Origin of the sequence: Maribacter arcticus, from assembly GCF_900167935.1 — a bacterium.
GTDB classification, from domain to species: Bacteria; Bacteroidota; Bacteroidia; order Flavobacteriales; family Flavobacteriaceae; genus Maribacter; species Maribacter arcticus.
Genome location: NZ_FUYL01000001.1, coordinates 579,198 through 598,025, shown reverse-complemented (window position 1 = coordinate 598,025; position 18,828 = coordinate 579,198). Strand labels below are relative to the sequence as shown.

The 18,828-nt window shown below is 34.1% G+C and carries 14 protein-coding genes and 2 tRNA genes; 8 read left to right on the top strand and 8 right to left on the bottom strand.

What is annotated here, in order from left to right; all coding sequences use genetic code 11:
• Positions 1–103 precede the first annotated feature (103 nt).
• Positions 104–694 (top strand): porin family protein, encoded by a 591-nt coding sequence (locus B5X55_RS02765; RefSeq protein ID WP_079511045.1) that lies wholly within the window; start codon positions 104–106, stop codon positions 692–694.
• Between the two features lie 71 nt (positions 695–765).
• Here B5X55_RS02765 and B5X55_RS02760 read toward each other — a convergent pair whose 3' ends face one another.
• Complete coding sequence (locus tag B5X55_RS02760) at positions 766–1,722, bottom strand: FKBP-type peptidyl-prolyl cis-trans isomerase (protein ID WP_079511044.1); 957 nt, start codon at positions 1,720–1,722, stop codon at positions 766–768.
• 77 nt (positions 1,723–1,799) lie between these two features.
• On the opposite strand from B5X55_RS02760, the gene B5X55_RS02755 reads away from it, so the two are divergent.
• Complete coding sequence (locus B5X55_RS02755; RefSeq protein ID WP_079511043.1) at positions 1,800–2,225, top strand: Hsp15 family ribosome-associated heat shock protein; 426 nt, start codon at positions 1,800–1,802, stop codon at positions 2,223–2,225.
• Between the two features lie 48 nt (positions 2,226–2,273).
• A complete protein-coding gene (locus tag B5X55_RS02750; RefSeq protein WP_079511042.1) occupies positions 2,274–2,771 on the top strand; it encodes a phosphoribosyltransferase family protein in 498 nt (165 codons plus the stop codon).
• Here the strand turns inward: B5X55_RS02750 and B5X55_RS02745 are convergent.
• Positions 2,763–3,287: a shikimate kinase gene (locus tag B5X55_RS02745; protein ID WP_234999648.1), complete on the bottom strand. Its 525-nt coding sequence runs from the start codon at positions 3,285–3,287 to the stop codon at positions 2,763–2,765. The two genes, B5X55_RS02750 and B5X55_RS02745, sit on opposite strands and share 9 nt — an antisense overlap.
• Before the next feature lie 132 nt (positions 3,288–3,419).
• Here B5X55_RS02745 and B5X55_RS02740 point away from each other — a divergent pair.
• Positions 3,420–3,495 (top strand) — tRNA-Lys (locus tag B5X55_RS02740).
• A 101-nt stretch (positions 3,496–3,596) separates the two neighbouring features.
• A tRNA-Lys gene (locus tag B5X55_RS02735) sits at positions 3,597–3,669 on the top strand.
• A 61-nt stretch (positions 3,670–3,730) separates the two neighbouring features.
• Here the strand turns inward: B5X55_RS02735 and B5X55_RS02730 are convergent.
• The 3 genes from B5X55_RS02730 to B5X55_RS02720 form a co-directional block, all read right to left on the bottom strand.
• Positions 3,731–4,573, bottom strand: coding sequence for a universal stress protein (locus B5X55_RS02730; RefSeq protein WP_079511041.1), 843 nt, complete (start codon positions 4,571–4,573; stop codon positions 3,731–3,733).
• 329 nt (positions 4,574–4,902) lie between these two features.
• Positions 4,903–7,131 carry an FUSC family protein gene (locus B5X55_RS02725; RefSeq protein ID WP_079511040.1) on the bottom strand — a complete coding sequence of 743 codons (2,229 nt, stop codon included), beginning with the start codon at positions 7,129–7,131 and terminating at the stop codon, positions 4,903–4,905.
• A 142-nt stretch (positions 7,132–7,273) separates the two neighbouring features.
• Positions 7,274–8,440 carry a glycosyltransferase gene (locus B5X55_RS02720; protein ID WP_079511039.1) on the bottom strand — a complete coding sequence of 389 codons (1,167 nt, stop codon included), beginning with the start codon at positions 8,438–8,440 and terminating at the stop codon, positions 7,274–7,276.
• A gap of 394 nt (positions 8,441–8,834) precedes the next feature.
• On the opposite strand from B5X55_RS02720, the gene B5X55_RS02715 reads away from it, so the two are divergent.
• Genes B5X55_RS02715 through B5X55_RS02705 form a run of 3 tightly spaced genes read left to right on the top strand, consistent with a single transcriptional unit; the run spans position 8,835 to position 14,704 of the window.
• The gene (locus tag B5X55_RS02715; RefSeq protein ID WP_079511038.1) at positions 8,835–11,924 is read left to right on the top strand and encodes a putative glycosyltransferase family protein; all 3,090 of its coding nucleotides are present in this window, start codon (positions 8,835–8,837) and stop codon (positions 11,922–11,924) included.
• A gap of 1 nt (position 11,925) precedes the next feature.
• Positions 11,926–13,173: a hypothetical protein gene (locus B5X55_RS02710; RefSeq protein ID WP_079511037.1), complete on the top strand. Its 1,248-nt coding sequence runs from the start codon at positions 11,926–11,928 to the stop codon at positions 13,171–13,173.
• Positions 13,154–14,704 (top strand): cellulase family glycosylhydrolase, encoded by a 1,551-nt coding sequence (locus tag B5X55_RS02705; RefSeq protein ID WP_079511036.1) that lies wholly within the window; start codon positions 13,154–13,156, stop codon positions 14,702–14,704. Before B5X55_RS02710 ends, B5X55_RS02705 begins: the two co-directional genes overlap by 20 nt.
• Positions 14,705–14,885: 181 nt before the next feature.
• Here the strand turns inward: B5X55_RS02705 and B5X55_RS02700 are convergent, their stop codons facing one another.
• From B5X55_RS02700 to B5X55_RS02690, 3 genes are read right to left on the bottom strand one after another with little or no spacing between them, the layout of a single operon-like run.
• Positions 14,886–16,115: a glycosyltransferase gene (locus B5X55_RS02700; protein WP_079511035.1), complete on the bottom strand. Its 1,230-nt coding sequence runs from the start codon at positions 16,113–16,115 to the stop codon at positions 14,886–14,888.
• Positions 16,116–16,149: 34 nt separating this feature from the next.
• Positions 16,150–17,433, bottom strand: coding sequence for an MATE family efflux transporter (locus tag B5X55_RS02695; protein WP_079511034.1), 1,284 nt, complete (start codon positions 17,431–17,433; stop codon positions 16,150–16,152).
• Positions 17,434–17,470: 37 nt separating this feature from the next.
• The gene (locus B5X55_RS02690; RefSeq protein WP_079511033.1) at positions 17,471–18,610 is read right to left on the bottom strand and encodes a response regulator; all 1,140 of its coding nucleotides are present in this window, start codon (positions 18,608–18,610) and stop codon (positions 17,471–17,473) included.
• Positions 18,611–18,828 lie beyond the last annotated feature (218 nt).

The window sequence follows — 18,828 nt, the reverse complement described above, 5'->3', positions numbered from 1 at the left end:
ACCTAAACAATAAAGGTGCAACCCCTACGTTTTGATGGTATAACGAGAAATGGAACCTTTGGTATTGTATTTACTGAATGTTCTACTTTAAAACAAAACAGACATGAAAAAAACAATTTTTGTAGCCTTTATGGCACTCTCAGGGCTATATGCTATGGCACAGGGCGATTCCAGTTTTGGAATTAAAGGAGGATTAAACTATAGTGCTAACGGTGATTATTTTGAATCCGCAAGTGATGTTGCCGAAAATCCAGATCGTAATATAGGGTATCACATAGGTTTTTTCGGAAAAATTGGAGCATCTAAAGTTTATGTAAGACCCGAGCTAGTTTTTACCAAGACCAAGTCTGACTATCAGAACAGTGAATTTGACATGAGTAAGTTAGATGTACCGATACTATTGGGTATAAATATTGTAGGCCCATTACATGTATTTGCAGGACCAGCATTTCAATACATTCTAGACACCAAGTTTGACGGTATAAAAATAAATGATGTTGAAAATGACTTTACCGTAGGAATGAACATTGGTGCAGGTGTAAATTTCGGTAAGCTAGGTGTTGATTTACGATATGAGCGTGGCTTTAGCAATAATGAAGCTACGTTTATAAATACTGATATAACTGATGTTGGACCAAGCAGAATAGACACAAGGCCAGACCAACTAATTTTAAGTTTATCATTGGCTCTTTAAACTTTGGTTCGAAAATAAAAAAACCTCTTAAAAATTTTTAAGAGGTTTTTTTATTTTGTCTAATTAATGATTTATAAATCGTTGTCAAGATGATCAGGAGTTCCGTCACCATCGGTATCTTTAAAACCAACAAAATTACCTTCAGCATCTAGCTCTATTTCATCAATAGTTAAAATACCGTCGTTGTCATCATCAGTATCATTAAAGTTCGCTAAATATACTCCGAATGATTCTGATTCATCATCGGTATTATCATCTAGTAAATTCCCATTATTATTTAGATCTTCTAAAATTGATGGAATACCATCGCCATCAAAATCTGAATCAGGTTCATATGCAAAGGCATCCACTTTAAAAATTATAGGCGAATATGCAGGTATTAACGTATTTGGTGAATTATTAAAATAACCTAACCCAGAAGGTATAAAAATTGCACCAACGCCATACCCTTCATAACTAACTGTACCATCTGCATTTTCAACAGGACCCATTCCTGTTTGGAGGTTTTTCATACCATTACCAAATCCTCTAACAACCGATGAAAGATTAAAGCGCACAGGTTGATTTGAAGAAGCATCGAATAATGTACCATCTATTAAAGAGCCTTCATATCTTAAAATCGAAAAATCACCAATAGTTGGCTTCCCTGCTTCCACTCCTTGTCTTACAACAAGGGTATAAAGCTTAACATCAATTACCTCGCCATCATCTCTACCGAAATCAGAAGATGTTACCGATATTACGTCAGTAATTAAATTAGAACTAGCAAAAAGTGACTGCTTACCACTATTATCACCTGCGATAGTATCAAATCTTATTCTGAAATCAAAACCTTCGGGTGGCGTTTCAAATTCATCCTTATTATAAAAATGTGTTTTAAGGAATTCAATAATCTCAGCATCATCTTCAATTACAACTTCACTTAACAACCTTGGAGGCACAACTTCGCCAATTGGATCATCATCCTTTTTACAAGAACTTAGTATAATTAACCCTGCTATTAATAAATAGGCATATTTCAATTTCATCAAAAATCTATTTTAAGCGCGCAAGATACAATTTTCCCCTATTTTTGTTTGGAACTTAACAAAGAATTGTAACCGTAATGCGCATAGATAAATTCTTGTGGAGCACACGTTATTTTAAAACTAGAAACATTGCATCTACGGCATGTAAAAAAGGCCATGCTAAAATAAATGGTCAAAAGGCAAAGCCAAGCAGAGAGGTTTACCCCATGGATGAAGTGATTATTCGCAAAAACCAGATAGATTATAAATTTACAGTTCTAGATATTCCCGCCAATCGTGTAGGGGCTAAATTAGTAGATATCTATCGAAAGGATACGACACCAAAAGAAGCATTTGAGCACAATGAGCTTTTACAACATTCTAAAGACTACTATCGTAAAAAAGGTGTCGGCAGACCTACCAAAAAAGATAGACGTGATATAGATGATTATTTAGAAGCCCCTTCTGAAAATAAAGATTTAGATAACAAAACTTCTGATAATAACAATAAAGAAGAGGAATAAGGCTAACTTTTAAAAACATAACTATCTTTATTCCTTTAAGAAAAACACATGGAACAGACCATACTTTCACATTTACAAATTCAACATAAAATTGAACGCATAGCCTATCAAATCTATGAAGCTAATGTTAATGAAGAAGAAATTATCATTGCAGGTATAGATGGTGGCGGATTACAATTTGCTAAAAAAATTGTTTCTAAACTTAAAAAAATTACCACAGCAAAAATTACTTTGTGCAAATTATCAATGGATAAAACCAATCCATTAAAAAGCGGCGTTAGCACATCTATGCCACAAGAAGAATTTATTGATAAATCTGTTGTTATCGTTGATGATGTGCTTAACTCAGGCACCACTCTAATATATGGTGTTCACCATTTTCTTAAAACTCCTTTAAAGCAACTCAAAACTGCAGTATTGGTTAACCGTAACCATAAAAAGTATCCGGTAAAGGCTGATTATAAAGGAATTTCTTTGTCTACTTCTTTACAAGAGCATGTAAACGTTCGTTTTGAAACTAAAAATGATAGGGTCTTTTTAGACTAATGAATTAATAATCTTCTCTGCAATTTCAGTGGGTGTATTTTTATTACCCTTAACTTTTTGATGCGCTTTATTATAAAAAAAACTTCTTTCGAATAAATGCTTACCAATAAACTCTTGCATTTCATCATCTTTTAAATGAGCGATCATAGGTCGGTGATTCTTCTCGAGTTTCAATCGTTCTGAAAGTTCATTAATTCCTATGTTTAAATAAAATGAGTTAACTGTTTTCTCATTTACCAGCTCCATATTATCTCCAAAACATGGAGTACCCCCACCTAAGGAAAGAACAAAATTGGTTTCAGTTAAAAAAATTTGCGAAAGATATTCTCGTTCCTTTTTTCTAAAATAGAGCTCTCCCCTATTTTCAAAAATTAAACCAACAGGCATATTTTCTTGTTGTTCTATATAATCATCTAAGTCTAAAAATTTAATATTTAAATGGTTAGCAACAATTTTGCCTATAGTTGTTTTACCACTTCCCATGTAACCTAGCAATACAATTTTCACATCTTTCATTTGTACAAAATTGAACTAAAATTAAAGGAATTCAAAAAAAAATAAATTTATCTTAAAAAGGGTTTGGATAATAAAGTAATCGACTTATATTTGCACCCGCATTGAGGGAATATTAGTTCTGAAAATGCTTTTGACCTGGTAGCTCAGTTGGTAGAGCATCTCCCTTTTAAGGAGAGGGTCCTGGGTTCGAGCCCCAGCCCGGTCACCATTTTATTAAAAGCCTCTTCGAAAAAACAAGAGGCTTTTTTATTTAAACTCGTGAGCTGATTTTTTTTTAAGATTACGGCTGTAATAGTTCTTTACAATTTTGACCTGGTAGCTCAGTTGGTAGAGCATCTCCCTTTTAAGGAGAGGGTCCTGGGTTCGAGCCCCAGCCCGGTCACTTTTTTAAAAAAAGCCTTCCCATAAACGGAAGGCTTTTTTAATACTATATTCAGATAGTTCTATAGTGCGCCTGCGTTAAGGCTCACCATTGGTATAGTTATTTTTGACTCCATCTTCTTAATCAAATCTTTATGGAAAAGCCTTTTTAGAAAGCCATTTTGTTCGCGTTCTAATAAAGCTATCATATCAGCATTTACAGTATCAATATAAACTCGTAAACCTTCATATATGTTATCGTTAATACTAACTTCAAAAGTCATGTTTGTGTAACTTGTCTTTTCGAATAACATCTCTTTAAACCATGCCATCTTATCGTTTACCGCATATTCGTCATTGTTGGTAATATGTACGACCTTAATAATGGCATCAAAAGGCTTAGCAATATCCAATAATTTTTTAATTGCTAAAAAATCGTCCTCTTCAAAGTCAGTAGCGTAAACCAATGTATTTATCTTTTGAAACGACTTTGCACTAGGTACAATAAAAAGCGGTGCAGCTACTTTTTCAATAAGTGCTTTGGCGATACTACCTGTAAATGACCCACGGGTTGTGTGTTCATCTTTCATTCCAATAATCAGCAAATCTGGAGACAAAGCCGCTGTTTCAGACAAAATTCCGTTAGTGACCGAATCATCTTCTCTTACTTCATATTTAATGACTACGTCGGTCTCATTATCTTTTAAGTTGTTAGAGCAATAATCCTTTAAAACAAGTAATTGTTCATCGTACGCATGCTCACTTAGATACTTCTTAGGGCGTATGGTCTTAACCGCAATTGGGGGAAGACTAAATATGTGTAGTACCGTAAGATTAGCCTTTAGAGTATCACTCAACATTAATGCATATTGAAGCGTATTAGTATCATGCTTTGAACAATCGGTGGCGTAGAGAATATTTTTCATCTTAAGTGTTTTTATAACGAAATGAAATTAGGGCTATATATCTTAGTTAAATATGACATAAATCATGAATAGCCATACATTGCCTATGATTTATACTCAATACTATTGTTCCTCATTTTAAAAATAGCCCATAATTTAAAGTACTTCATGTATAGGATTAAAAATACAGATACGCTGATTTTTGTACGTAAAGGAAATATAAATGATAATTAATGATTTTAGCTTAATCTTAGGGTATTACATGTTTGTTATATCTGAATTTTATAAAGGAAATCATCGCACGAGAATACAAAATTTCACTTAAATATAAGCGTTTAAAAACCACACTTTTATTTTAAATTAGAAGTAAGTTTTAGCATATTTGAACTCAACGAGATTAATAACCGTAATTGCTCTCTTACTAATTGTTCTTCTTGATGGTGACGCTTCATTTCAGTATTTTCTTGCTCACTAAAATTCACATCATTTGATTCGAGTTTCGGTAGCTGATTTTCAAATGAAGAAACATCTTCCACAAAGCATTTTTCATCTTTGGGTTTATCACTATCCAATGTTTGCAAAACCTTAGAAAGATTGTTATCTATTTTAGAAATAACAGCATTAAACTTATCAGAAGCATCGGTCGTATTTTGATGTTGTATATACATACTTAATGATGATAAGGACGATAGAAAATAATGGTTCAATTCTACCAACTCATAAATCTTATTTAGATTTTTCTGTTTAGAATGCGGTTCTTGTGTCATTCGCTGAAATGCCGAACTTAGGTTCGCTGTTTCGACAAAGGCACTCTTACGAGACAGTCTATAACTTGTTGACACTTGGCCTTTTCGATTATAAAAATCTGCAATTTGAAAAAGATACCCTTGGTTGGCGGCTACACTCTTGGCAACAATTTTCTCTATTTCTTCAAAACTCCAACTAGGCCATAAAAATAGAAATCCGATATAGGACAATCCGGCACCAACCAAGGTATCGAGAATTCTATATTGAATAACCAAGAAAACATTTGGCTGTAAAATACCGTAAACAAAAACAATTGTTAATGTGATAAAGGTTGCAGATGCTTTATAGTTCTTTTGAACCATAGATAAGGCTATTATAAGTGATACTAATGCCAAACCAACATAAACATACATGTCTTGAACTAAATACACTATTACGCCTGCTATTGCCCCTCCTATCAAAGTACCGATAGTTCTATCTTTAGAACGGGTTTTTGTTAGACCATAATTTGGTCTCATTATCAATATAATGGTCAATAATATCCAATACGGATTTTGAAATGAAAATACATTACCCAAAACAAAACCTATCATTAATGTAATAGCTAGTCGTAACGAATGTCTAAATATGGCTGACCTAAGAGTGAAATTTTGCAACAATATTTGCGGACTATAATCTTGTGAAATCAAAAACCGTTTTAATATCTTCTTATCGATAAATTCGTCTGATGCTACCTTATTATCACTTAATAACCACTTAATTCTTTTTAGTTTTTGGAACTGTTTTTCTTGATATTCCAATAAATTTTGAAACATAATGAAAGCTTCGTAAGCATTTGCTTTATCACTCTTACTTAAGTTTAAAAGCTTAGTTCGTATTTCATCAAAGCAAGTCGATAAAGAATCGTGTTCTGGAATCTGTTTTGGCTTATTTCCTACTACAGAAATTAACTGTAATTGATTTTCCATTTTAAAAATCAGATTTTGAAACAGCTGTGTAAATTCAGGAAAGCCCTCGAATTGCTCATCCATCTTGGGGTAATCTACAGGGTTGGCACCAGCAGTTTCAAGCATTTCTATGAGTTGAACCAAAACCAATAATCTTTTACCATTATAAACCGACCTTCCTGAGTTTTTACGAGATAGTATTAGTATTTCACGCAACATTTCGTGTTGTTCGGTCAATTCGCTTTGCAACACAAATAAGCTCGCCTGTAGCTTTTTTCGATTATTATTCCGGTCTATTAATTTACCTCGTATTTCAAGTAATTTACCCGTACGCCCAATAGTCTCATATAAAATTTCTTCGGTTTGTCCTTTTGGATTAATTGAATACCAAAACATCGATAATGCCAAATACCAAAGTCCGCCAAGACCAACCAAAAGAGAATACTCAAATATTTCTAATTCATCTGGAGTGTGCGCAAAACTCAAAACCAATGCCAACAAACCAGAAAAACCAATTAAAGAAGCTCTGAAACCGTACGAAGAAATAAGCGCTATGGCAAAACTTGTAACTCCTAATATAATCATAGAAAGCCAAGGCTGATAATGTAAATAGCCACCAATAAAACTGACGACCATAACTAAAGCAGCCGAAAGGAGAATACCTAATATTTTATGTTTTTGACTACCATGAACATCACTCGGAGAACTCCAAAATGCACCAAAGCCAATTGCCAAACCTATTTCAGTATGTTTTAACCACACGCCAAGTGCTATGGGTGTAACCACCGCAATTACCGTAATCAGTGATTTTGAGAAGTTAGTGCTTCCAAGAAAACGAACCAGTTCCTTAAAGTTAAGTGCGATAAATTGATAAATTTTGTTCAAGTCCAATAGTATCAATCACAAAGATACGCTTTGGTTGTAAGCGGTTATTTAAATTGACCTAAAGTAAAAAAAGTACCGAGGTATACAAACCTCAGCACTTTTAAAATACTTTTTGAAAGTTGAACCTAATATCTAAGTAATATTATCTGTAGTGAATTGCAATTTGGGCAAGTTGACCAACTATTTTTACTGAATCTTTAATAGATAGTTTAGAACCATCTGCATGTATCCATCTTTTTAACGGCTGCTCACAAATCATTTTTTTTACTTCTGTTTTACCAAAATACTTTTTCATTCGCATAAAAAGTTCTACATCGAATAGCCATTTGGTAACGAATTTTTTATTGAACATTTTAGAGGCTATTTCACGATCCATCACTTTGGCTCCGCACTGCGTATCTTTAAAAGGCATGCCTAAAATAGTTTGAATAATTAGATTGATAGTCATGCTAATTATTTTACGAGCAGACTCTTTAGTAATATCGGCTCCCATTCGAGAAATCCTAGACCCACTCACAATTTTAAAGTCAGAGCTTTCAATGGTTTTCACCAAATCATCAAAATCTCTAAAGTCAGTAGACAAATCTGCATCTAAAAAACCGATGTAATCAAGTTGTGCATCTTTTACCAAATGTAAAATACCTTGTCGCACTGCTTCTGCCTTACCACCATTTTGTTCACAATTATAAATACTAATATTTTGTGGATTCTCTTCTTTTAGTTTTTCAAGAACCGCAAGTGTATTATCTGTACTACCGTCATTTACAAAACAAAGATGATAACCGAGGTTTTTGTGAGCAAAGTCTTTAAATTCATTACTTAAAAGACGCTCCTCTTCATTATAGCATGGTATAACTACACCAACGCAATTTTTCTGCAACATTCGTGTGTCAGATTTTTTGGCTTCGTTAAGTTCCTTATTTTCAGGCGCTCCAATTATTCTTTTTATTCTAGCCGCCATTTCATCTAGGCTTAGTGGCTTTTTCATATAATCATTTACCCCTAAATCAAAATTTTTAATAATAAGGGCCTCATCTGTATTACCAGACATTACAAGTATAGGCGTATCATTATTCATGAATACCCGAATATATTTTACTACTTCTGTACCTGTACATGACACCAATTCCGTTCCAGACATTTCTGGCATATTCATATCTAATAACACCAAGTCGGGTTTAAAAGAATCGTATAGTTTTATTCCCGTTTCAATTGATACCGCAGTTCTTACTTCATAGCCTAATTCTGTTAATCTCTTTTCAACCGAAAGTAAAATAAGCTGTTGGTCATCGATAGCTAAGATTTTCATATGTTAGATTTAAGTGTGTTAATGGTTATTTATAGTTTACACAAACAAATTTACTTTTCCATTTCAAAGATTTTGAGTGTGTAAAGGTGGCTGACACTTTTCTGTAGATGAATGGATTTTTATGTTCGATAGCTGACTGCGAAGGAAATGAACAATAACCCTATCTTTGTATTGTTATATTTTCTTACAGAAATTGATAACTCTAAAAGATGAATGTCTTAGTAGAAATATATTTTTTGAAAGATTTGATGAATAAATAATAAACCGATTTAAAAATTTTAGAGCATACTATTGTAGGTATTCTATTATTAAATCATTGGCTGTTCGCTTTTTATTGTAATCTTCATCTCATATATTTAATACCTTTAGGTAGAATTTGATTCTAATATAAACTTTGGAAAAAAAAACCAATACCCTCTTAATATTAGCTTTGATTGTAGGGCTAGCTTTTCATGGTTCTGCGATTTTCTTTACGTTAGAGTCTACATATGATGCATTAATTCATTTGTTTTTTGCAGATCACTACGCGAATAGTTGGTTCGACCCATGGGAATATAGATGGTATACGGGCTTTACAGTGCAATCTTACCCTCCGTTAGTACATCAACTCATTGGTATACTCTCTTACATCGGTGGTCTAAAATTCGGCATGTATACCGTAGCATTAATTGCTATTATATTATTTATAACAGGAGCTTATAGGTACACCTTATTAATGACTGGCAGCAGAAGAATTGCTGGCTACGGTGCAGTCATGGCCGTTTTCTCATCTACGTTCGTAGAGACTTTACATATTTTCGGGCAGTTACCAAGTATTATGGCATTATCCATTCTTCTGCATTCTATGACAGAAATATACTTATGGATAAAAACTGGCAAAACACGGTACTTTATTACGTCTGTTACGATGCTGGCTGTCACGGTAACCTCGCATCATGTTACGCCTATTTTCGGTATGGTATTTTTTATAGCTCCATTAATAGGAATGGCTGTTATGGATGCCTCTCGAGAGCGCGTAAATTCATACAAAGAACTTACTTTTAAAGTATTCTGGAGCACCACATTACAGCATTTTTGGAAGATTGCGAAATTTGGAGGTAGTGCTATTTTTTTAATCGTTTTCTGTATTTTTCCTTATTGGTATAATTCTAAAAGAAACCCGATTACCCAAGTGGCTATTCCGCATGGGTCACGAGATAATTTCTTGGAAATCACCTCATCTGGTCTGGTCTTTTTCATAATTCCCTGGGGAGTATTTCTTTTTGTTCTGCCCTATTTCTTTTACAGGTATTTTAGTAAAAGGTATATATTCTTCGGATTATCTTTTGCACTACTTACTATTCTAGGAACTGGCGGTACTACCCCTATTCCACTTATGATGCTAGGCGAAACCGCTTTCAATATTCTTACTTTAGATAGGTTTACATTATGGGCAACTATTATGGCCCTCCCTATTTTTGCGGAATTCGCGTATAGAATGGTAGAAGGGGACTTAAAAGCCTTGATACAATCAAAATTCGGGGGAGTTTATCATAGGGTACTAGGTGGTTTAATTGCCGGTGGAATGTTGTTTATGGTCGTTTTCACGATGACATTGGGGTACTTTAGACCCTCACAGCCCGCTAAAATTAATATGCTGCCCATCGTTAACTTTTTAGGAGCAGATTCACATGATGCCTGGCGTTATTTACCCCTAGGTTTTGGCGACCAAATGGCCTGGCTTTCTGCTCAAACAGGGGCAATGACAGTCGATGGAAATTACCACTCAGCACGTCGTTTACCAGAACTTACAACCAGAGCCATTGAGCGTATAGAAAACTCCAAATTTCGGGGTGTAGAAGGTATAGGCTCGTTACAACAATTTTTAACCGTACCCGAAAAATATAATTTAAAATACATTTTCTCTAATGATAAGTTCTATGATCCCATACTTTACTATTGTGGCTGGCAACGATTACAGCAATTAGAAAACGGCATTATGGTTTGGGAGAAACTTAATGTGGCTCCTATACCTCAAATAATGCCTAAGCAAGATGTCCCTTCCATAATGAAAATCATGTGGGGTATAATACCATTATTAACAGTATTAATAGCCATTTTTGTTAATATTCAGATGATTTGGGTAAGACTATTAAAGTCTAGAAAAGTAAAAGAGCATTCTTTTATGAAACTAGAGCTACCCTATAATAAATTTCCATCCAAACTCTTAACCTTTTCGCATTGGTGGGCACTTGCTATGCTTATTTGTTTAGGGTATGGTATGTTTATATTTTATGTGAAAAACGTCACACAATTATCACCAAACAATGTGGTTGAGTCCTATTACGATGCCTTGGATTTTAAAGAATTTTCTAGGGCACATTCTTATATTGACCCAAAAGAAAATATTGACATCGCGCAGTATATGTTAGGGGTTTCGGTAACAGATGGCATATTAAGTTCATATGCCAAATTAGATTCTTTAGGTATTGAAATTTATGACAAGACAGAGAATAGCGCAAAAGCCAAGGTAGCCACCAGATGGATTACTCCGCTAGAAAATGTATTCAACAATGATTATCACGAGCTTATAAAAAGAAAAAATAAGTGGTATCTAAAATCGTCAAAAGTTGATAATGATATACCCCCAGACCAACTTTTTACAGCCAATAGCACCACCTATTACAATCACGGTAGAAGAAAAATCACTACGCAAGAAACCTATCACGAAGATGTATTAAAACAACCCGTTTTAGAAATTCTATCGGCTAAATTGGTGAAATACAAAGGGCAGTATAGTATAATTGGTGAGCTACAAAACGTAGACAACACTCCTGCAGATATTGTAATCAAGGCAACTCTTTACAATGACAATAATAAAGAACTAGCGAGTTACAATGCTAAACATCAAATTAAGCATAAATTAATGCCTAAAGAAACCACTACGTTTAAAATAAATTTTGAAGGCATTGCCTGGTCTTCTACTAAAGACACCTTACCGCCCACTTTTGATCCCGATCAGTTTACCCCTGTAAGTTTTGAAGAGCAACCAACAAAATTTAATTTACAATCTGCAGGAAATACTGCTAATACAGATTTATATAAGCATGTAGCCTTACAAGATTTAGAATACACCGAACAAGGTTTTAATGGTGTTTTATTTAATTCGGGGGTACAAGAAGTTACCATTCCTCAATTGATAATTTCTTACTACGATGAAGATAGTCAACTACTCTGGGTTGATCATAAATTTGTTACCGAAGGTGTTCGAATACAACGAAAACAATTTTTCAATTACAAACCTTTAGAACTCGATAGTTTAGAAATCATAAGCAGTAGCTTAGAAAATTGTTTTGTAAATGGTTTACCGAATAAAGCAATTGCCAATAAAATATTTCCTAATAGAAAAGTAATACATGAAAAGAAACAAACACAACCTTTTAAAGGTAAAGGCTATGAGTATTTGAAGTTTGAAATAAACAGTTATATAGGTAATCCTAAATAGTATGCGTATTAAAATCTTAATCATTTTAAGTCTTATACTACTTGGTTGTTCAAGCAAAAAAGAAGAGCAACCTAAGCAATTTATCTACCCGAAAATTGAACTTGTAGCAAACGTAAATAATAGTGTTGCAGGAGATGCTGTTGCTGTATCATTCAAAACAGATACTTCTATAAAAGACCTGAAACTACAAGTAAAGAATGCTTACGGAAACGTTGTGCTATCACCCGAGCACTCAGAAAACGAACTCATGGTTTTCAAAATCCCTAAAAACTTTACAAGAATTGCTGGACCATGCCGATGGAAGCTAATATTAAAAGGTCATACGTTACGTTATGGAAAATTTGATATTGCCACAAATGCCTATAAAGCCACCTATGTTGAGTCTTATTTTGGACCTCGAAGTGTTACCGCAGGTTACAATGATTATTCTATGTTAACCATATCACCAACTGATGCATACGATAACCCATTAGATAATGGAACAGAGGTGACCGTTAAACATCAATTTCAAGAAAATATAGACGAACTAAAAATCACTACTGAAAGCTTTTTTGCTTTTTACAATGTTAGATCAACCTTGCAATCGGGTAGAATATTGGTCTCATCAGAATGTAACGGTACGAACTCTAAAGAGCTTGCTACTATTGTTTACCCCTCTAATGCAACTGATTTTTCTATAAGCAGTTCTAGCGCTCATAATTTTGCCGACGGTAATCAAATAATAACCTTTACATCGGATATTATTAGAGATGAATTTGGCAATACGGTAACCAATGGCACGCTGGTAACCTTTATAATTAAAAATGAAAACGACTCTTATTTATACACTATTGGCACTACTATAAACGGTATTGCCGAAGCTAAAACTTTACACCCAGATAAAGCTTCTAAATGGGAAATACAGGCTTTCGTTACAGGCGCTGCTGAGAGTAATACTACTGAATTCGCATTTAAACCTGCAATTAAAGATTATCCTGTTCATTTTTCTAAAGGAAACAGAAACATCGATATTGGCCCGTTCGAAAGTTTTATGAAGCAGCTTATTCCCGATGGTCTTCTTTTACAGTTAGATATCTATGATGCCGACGGAGTATTTGTCGCATCTAAAAAAACAACAACCAAAAACGGAGTTTGTAGCATTTTCTTAGGTGAGCATTATCTTGCTGAAGGTGATTATATACTAAAATTAAATGCTGCAGGCATTACAAAAGAATTTACAAAGAACATACATGGCGATACAATTAAATAAAACATTATACAGAACAGTACTTATAGTCTCCTTTTTGGCTATAAATACACTCGTTTTATATGGTATTGGTGCTGCATGGGCTTTTATGAATACAGGAGCAGACAAAACTTCAATGTTGCATTTAGAAGTACCTATGGAAGATGTTTATAAGCCAAGTTTAGATTGGACAAACTTAGTCAACCCAGGGCGGCCAATGGAAGACCAAGCTTTGGGAGAAATTACCAATGATTATATGAACGCTTGGCATGTTCGCAATATCGCCTACAAAAAAAATGACCCTTATGGTATCGAAGATTTTTATACAGATAGCGCTAGGGTACGCCTATACGATAATATAGACCTCAACAAAAAAAACAATCACTGGTATAAGCGTACAACATTAAACCATAATTCTTCTTTAGATTTTTATACCGCAGACGGTACTATGGTAGTGTTCAAAGATTACAATGTAGAGGAATATCAAGAAATTTATGAAGGAGAAACACTACTCTCTAAAGAAAAGGATACTACCAGCTACCAAGTAATGATGCTTTTAGAAGATGGCTTTTGGCGCATAAGACATTTAAAAGAAATACCTACACCAATAGATACCTCTAAAACAGAACCACGAAACATTCAGGATAAACTAGAAAAAATTAAAAATACAAAAGGAATCAATTACTACCCTAAAGATTCCCCTTGGGATACCTTCGGGAAAAAATTCAACGATAGTATTATTAATCAAGATTTTAAAATCATTCAAGACATGGGTTTAAATACCATTCGAGTATTTATTCAATATGAAGATTTTGGAAAAAACAGAGTAGATTATAAAAAACTCGACCTACTTAAAATCCTTTTAGATAGCGCAGAAGAAAATAATTTAGATGTTCTAATAACGTTATTTGATTTCTACGGCGATTATGATGTCTCTAATTGGACGCTTACCCATAGGCATGCCGAAACTATTGTGAATGCTGTTAAGGACCACCCTGCTCTTTTAGGTTGGGATATAAAAAACGAACCCGATTTAGATTTTGAATCTCGTGGTCGCCTAAGTGTACTGAATTGGCTAGAACAAATGATTGAAAATATAAAAAAATGGGATAAAAATCACCCGGTTACCATAGGTTGGTCTACACCTGAAGCCGGCATAAACCTTGCAGACAAAGTAGATTTTGTGTCATTTCATTACTATAGAGATGTTCAAGACTTTAAAAAAGCGTACGACACCCTAAACGGTGCTGTACCAAACAAACCTAAAGTACTTCAAGAGTATGGAATGTCTTCATATAAGGGGTTATGGAATTTGTATAGAGGAGCAAATGAAGAAGGGCAACGAGACTATTACAATGAGATACAACCGATATTAAGGGATAACCATATTCCGTATATGTTTTGGACTTTATACGATTTTAAAAAAGTGCCTAGCTCTGTGGCAGGGAGCTTACCATGGAAAACTAAAAAACAGCATTTCTTTGGTTGCCTAGATTCCTTAGGAAATAAAAAACCGGCATACTTTGAATTAACAGTTAACAAAGAGAATAACTAAAAAGTTAACCACTCTAATTCAAATACTAGAAATTTAAAATGTACTATTCTTTGAACTCACTTATCAGAAAAAAACATAAGCAATAATTGAAAAGCAGGAAATTCAAAATCTTATTATCTACAACTAGCAAAACAAAAAAAGGCTGGTTAAAACCAGCCATAAACACTAACCATATCGATTCTTAATGAACCAATTTCTTCTCTATTGATGCAATATCTATATGAAATCCAGTCTCTTTCGATTTTTGAATGGCTTTAAAGTAATCTATATACATTTGGGTAATTGCAGACATTGGCAATGAACATGCCGCCTTATAATTTTGCTTCCCAAGTTGTATTCTATACGAATCATTAGTTAGAATTTTCTCAATTGCCGTTGCAAGCGATGACGTATCATGCGCATCAAAAAACTCTCCTTTATAACCTTCTTCTTCAACTAAAGTGCTCAAGTCACCCAAGTCTGGCAAAGCTACTGCATTACCGTAACTACCTGCTTGGTGTAAAACCCCTGAACTACCCGTTGTAGAGGTATATGGAAAAACAGTAACTGCACTTTCACCAAAAAGTTTCGGCACATCTTCCTCAGCAACATAACCTGTAAAACGTATTTGTGGCACATGGCTATATTTTTCTTTCATTTCGTCTAAATAACCAGGTGTATTAGGGCTATCGGTACCTGCAATAACAATTTCAATATCTTCATTGGATCTTGACCTAATTTCCTCTACAGCCTCTATCAGTATTTCTACCTTTTTATAGGTGCCGAACTTACCGAAAGCCATAACCTGTTTTGGGCCTACTGGTAATTTATAATCTGGCTCTGGTGGAGTTTCAAAAGCACCATGAGGAATTAATGCTACATTTTTAACCTTATATTTTTCTTCTAAAGTAGAAACGTATTTACTTATGGTAACCGCAAGTATATCAGATGCCAAAACAAAACGTGTTAGCGTAGTACCAATGAAATTATAAATACGCTGCAACACTTTATTATTTGTAAAGCCTGCATTTTCTAAATCGACTTTTTCAAGAATATTATGGAGTAATGAAATCGTTGGTATTCCCTTCACCTTACAGATAAAAGGAAGCATTAAGCCTAAGGCTGCTGGTACTTTCTTATCTCCGAATTTTAAAAACTGAAGGTTAAATAAAACGGCATCTGGCTTAGTTTGCGAAATAGTTTTACTAATATTAAATATGTTGGCGTAACTATTAAAACTCCAGCATTCTTTAACTGTAATCTTACAGCCGTTCTCCTCAAAATTTAAATCTTTTGGTTCTTCGGTACGATCAGTAATCAAGATAAGTTCAGTTACTTCTTCTTGAAGTCTAAAATGCTTAACCAAGTAATAACCATACTCAGTTAAGGTTACTTTACTCGGTGGGTATGCAGTGACAATTGCTAATTTCATTTTGGTTAAATTTTATTAAAATATTATATGACAGTTAAAGCGTGTTATTGCCAACCAAATCCATTTTTTTCTCACCCGTATCGGATGATGAATTTTTTATGATGAAAAATAATAGCTGCGCAACCAATAGTATAACCATTGCAATTATTTGCATATGCACTACGGTTTCAAGATTGTCATGGTATAGCATTATGAGTGCCACTTGTGAAAACCCTAATAACCCAGATAGTATTACAGGTGAATATTGATTTAACGACAGAAAGTAATACGCGAAAATATTAGAGACTGCAAATAATGATGTTGCCAATGCATATTTCCAAAGAAGGTGCGCTATTGATAAGTAAGCATCGCCAAACATTAAGGTGATTATCAAATTTGGAAATAAAAAGCAAACAAAAACTATGAAGGTTGATAAGCCACCAATAAAGAATACATATTTAAAAAGTATAGGTGCAGTAGGTTCTCCATCCTTTTGTTTTTGAATAACCGTTGGCATAAGTAACATAACAAACATCCAAGCAACAAAATAGACCACTCTACCTATTAAGGCTAAAGAAGAATATAGACCAGCATCTTTATCATTGAAATAATGTTTGACCAATAGAATATCACTATTGTTAATGATAATTTGCGTGAGTTCATAACCAGCGGTAAGCCCAATAAAAATCCAGACTTGTCTTAAATCTACAGAAGCTAGTTTACTTTTAGAAAAAACTTGAACTCCTTTAAAATCAGAAGGAAAAAGCCCGAATACAAAAGATAGCGCTATACCCGCTGCAATTAAAATTCCAGGTTCAAAAGGTACCAATAATAACAAAGCAAAAGTAAGTAGTAGCCTGCTCCACATCTCTGTTTGATAGGTAGCCGCTAATTTTCCGAAATCATGTCTGCCTTGAAATCTTCCTCTATTTACACTCATAACAAAGTACAAGGGTATGGCCACAGCAAAAATCATGAACATGTAATGATTCTGTGTATTAAACAGCTCTTGAAGGTTCTTTGAAAAAGCGAGTACAAGAATTCCTGTAAACACACCAAAAACCAATGCGTACCTATACATGGTATTCTTAAAAGCAATCCATGTTTCATCTGAAAACAACACTGCAAATTTAGTGGTGGCGAGCTGAAATGTCATCCCAACAAAAGATAATACCAATAACAATGTCACCAATAATGCCGCATCTGCAAATGCTTCAGGACCTAATAATCTGCCTAAAAGCAAATTGTATAAATAATTACCGCCATTAACCAGCAAGGCACTGCCCATAAACAAATGCTTAGGGGATACTTTCTTTAAAGCTACTTTTATTTTTGACATGAATTAGTTCTTATCTAGTTGATTTAAGTTTGAGTAATTACCTATAGACAAAGGCGATTTTTGCCAACTGACCAACAATTTTTACTGAATCTTTCATAGATAGTTTAGAACCATCGGCATGGATCCAACGTTTAAGAGGTTGCTCACAAATAAGTTTTTTAGCTTCGGTTTTACCATAATGTTTTCGCATTCTGATAAACATCTCTACATCGAACAACCATTTGGTAATAAAAGGCTTATCGAAAAGCAATGGTACTACAGAACGGTCCATAACTTTTGCACCACATTGGGTATCATTGAATGGCATTCTTAAGATGGTTCTAATGATAAGGTTAATAGTCATACTAATAATCTTACGTGCAGATTCTTTAGTAATGTCAGCTCCCATTCTACTCATTCTAGATCCACTAACTATTTTAAAATTAGATTGGTCTAGTGTTTCTACCAAATCATCAAAATCTCTAAAATCTGTAGATAAATCGGCATCTAAAAAGCCTATGTAGTCTAATTGCTCATCTTTTGCTAAATGTAACATACCTTGACGTACTGCTTCTGCCTTACCACCATTTTGTTCGCAATTATAAATACTGATATTGCTTTCACTACCTTTTTTTAATTTCTCTAACACCTCTAAAGTTTTATCGGTGCTACCATCGTTTACGAAACATAGGTGATACCCAAGATTCTTATGTGCGAAGTCTTTAAACTCAGTACTTAAAAGACGTTCTTCTTCATTATAACAAGGTATTACAACGCCTACACAATTTTTTTGCAACATTCTAGCATTATTAGAAACTTGCGAATCGTCACTAATAACAGGAGCACCAATAAGCCGTTTTATACGTGCCGCCATTTCGTCTAAACTTACAGGTTTCTTCATGTAATCATCAATGCCTAAAGTAAAGCCGTCCATGATGATGTTTTCTTCGGTATTACCAGACATTACCAAAACTGGAACAATTTTTCCCGAAACAGACTTAATGTGTTTTACCACCTCTAAACCAGACATGTCTGGCATATTAATATCAACAAGCACTAAATCAGGTTCGAAAGAATCGAACAGTTCTATTCCCTTTTGACCAGAATTAGCGGTCTTAACAGTATATCCTAATTCAGAAAGGCGTCTTTCAACCGATAAAAGAATAAGTTGTTGATCATCAATAGTTAGTATTTTCATGGCTTTATATAAGTAAGATTTAACCTACATATAACGAATTATTCAAGTAATATTGTAAGAGAAGTGTAAAATAGTTTCAAAATAGTTGTGCCCCTATCATCGATAACCTATTGATTTATAACCACTGATTCTTTAATATCTGGTATCCGCATTTGCAAAACATCGAAGAACCAAATATGCTTTACTAGTTAAATTTATTTACTATAATCAACATGTGA

Excerpts from the sequence above, each read along its gene's own strand:
- B5X55_RS02690 (WP_079511033.1), bottom strand. The coding sequence starts at position 18,610 with ATGAAAATACTAACTATTGATGATCAACAACTTATTCTTTTATCGGTT.
- B5X55_RS02760 (WP_079511044.1), bottom strand. The coding sequence starts at position 1,722 with ATGAAATTGAAATATGCCTATTTATTAATAGCAGGGTTAATTATACTA.
- B5X55_RS02765 (WP_079511045.1), top strand. The coding sequence starts at position 104 with ATGAAAAAAACAATTTTTGTAGCCTTTATGGCACTCTCAGGGCTATAT.
- B5X55_RS02730 (WP_079511041.1), bottom strand. The coding sequence starts at position 4,573 with ATGAAAAATATTCTCTACGCCACCGATTGTTCAAAGCATGATACTAAT.
- B5X55_RS02755 (WP_079511043.1), top strand. The coding sequence starts at position 1,800 with ATGCGCATAGATAAATTCTTGTGGAGCACACGTTATTTTAAAACTAGA.
- B5X55_RS02750 (WP_079511042.1), top strand. The coding sequence starts at position 2,274 with ATGGAACAGACCATACTTTCACATTTACAAATTCAACATAAAATTGAA.
- B5X55_RS02700 (WP_079511035.1), bottom strand. The coding sequence starts at position 16,115 with ATGAAATTAGCAATTGTCACTGCATACCCACCGAGTAAAGTAACCTTA.
- B5X55_RS02745 (WP_234999648.1), bottom strand. The coding sequence starts at position 3,287 with ATGAAAGATGTGAAAATTGTATTGCTAGGTTACATGGGAAGTGGTAAA.
- B5X55_RS02720 (WP_079511039.1), bottom strand. The coding sequence starts at position 8,440 with ATGAAAATCTTAGCTATCGATGACCAACAGCTTATTTTACTTTCGGTT.
- B5X55_RS02710 (WP_079511037.1), top strand. The coding sequence starts at position 11,926 with ATGCGTATTAAAATCTTAATCATTTTAAGTCTTATACTACTTGGTTGT.
- B5X55_RS02705 (WP_079511036.1), top strand. The coding sequence starts at position 13,154 with ATGGCGATACAATTAAATAAAACATTATACAGAACAGTACTTATAGTC.
- B5X55_RS02695 (WP_079511034.1), bottom strand. The coding sequence starts at position 17,433 with ATGTCAAAAATAAAAGTAGCTTTAAAGAAAGTATCCCCTAAGCATTTG.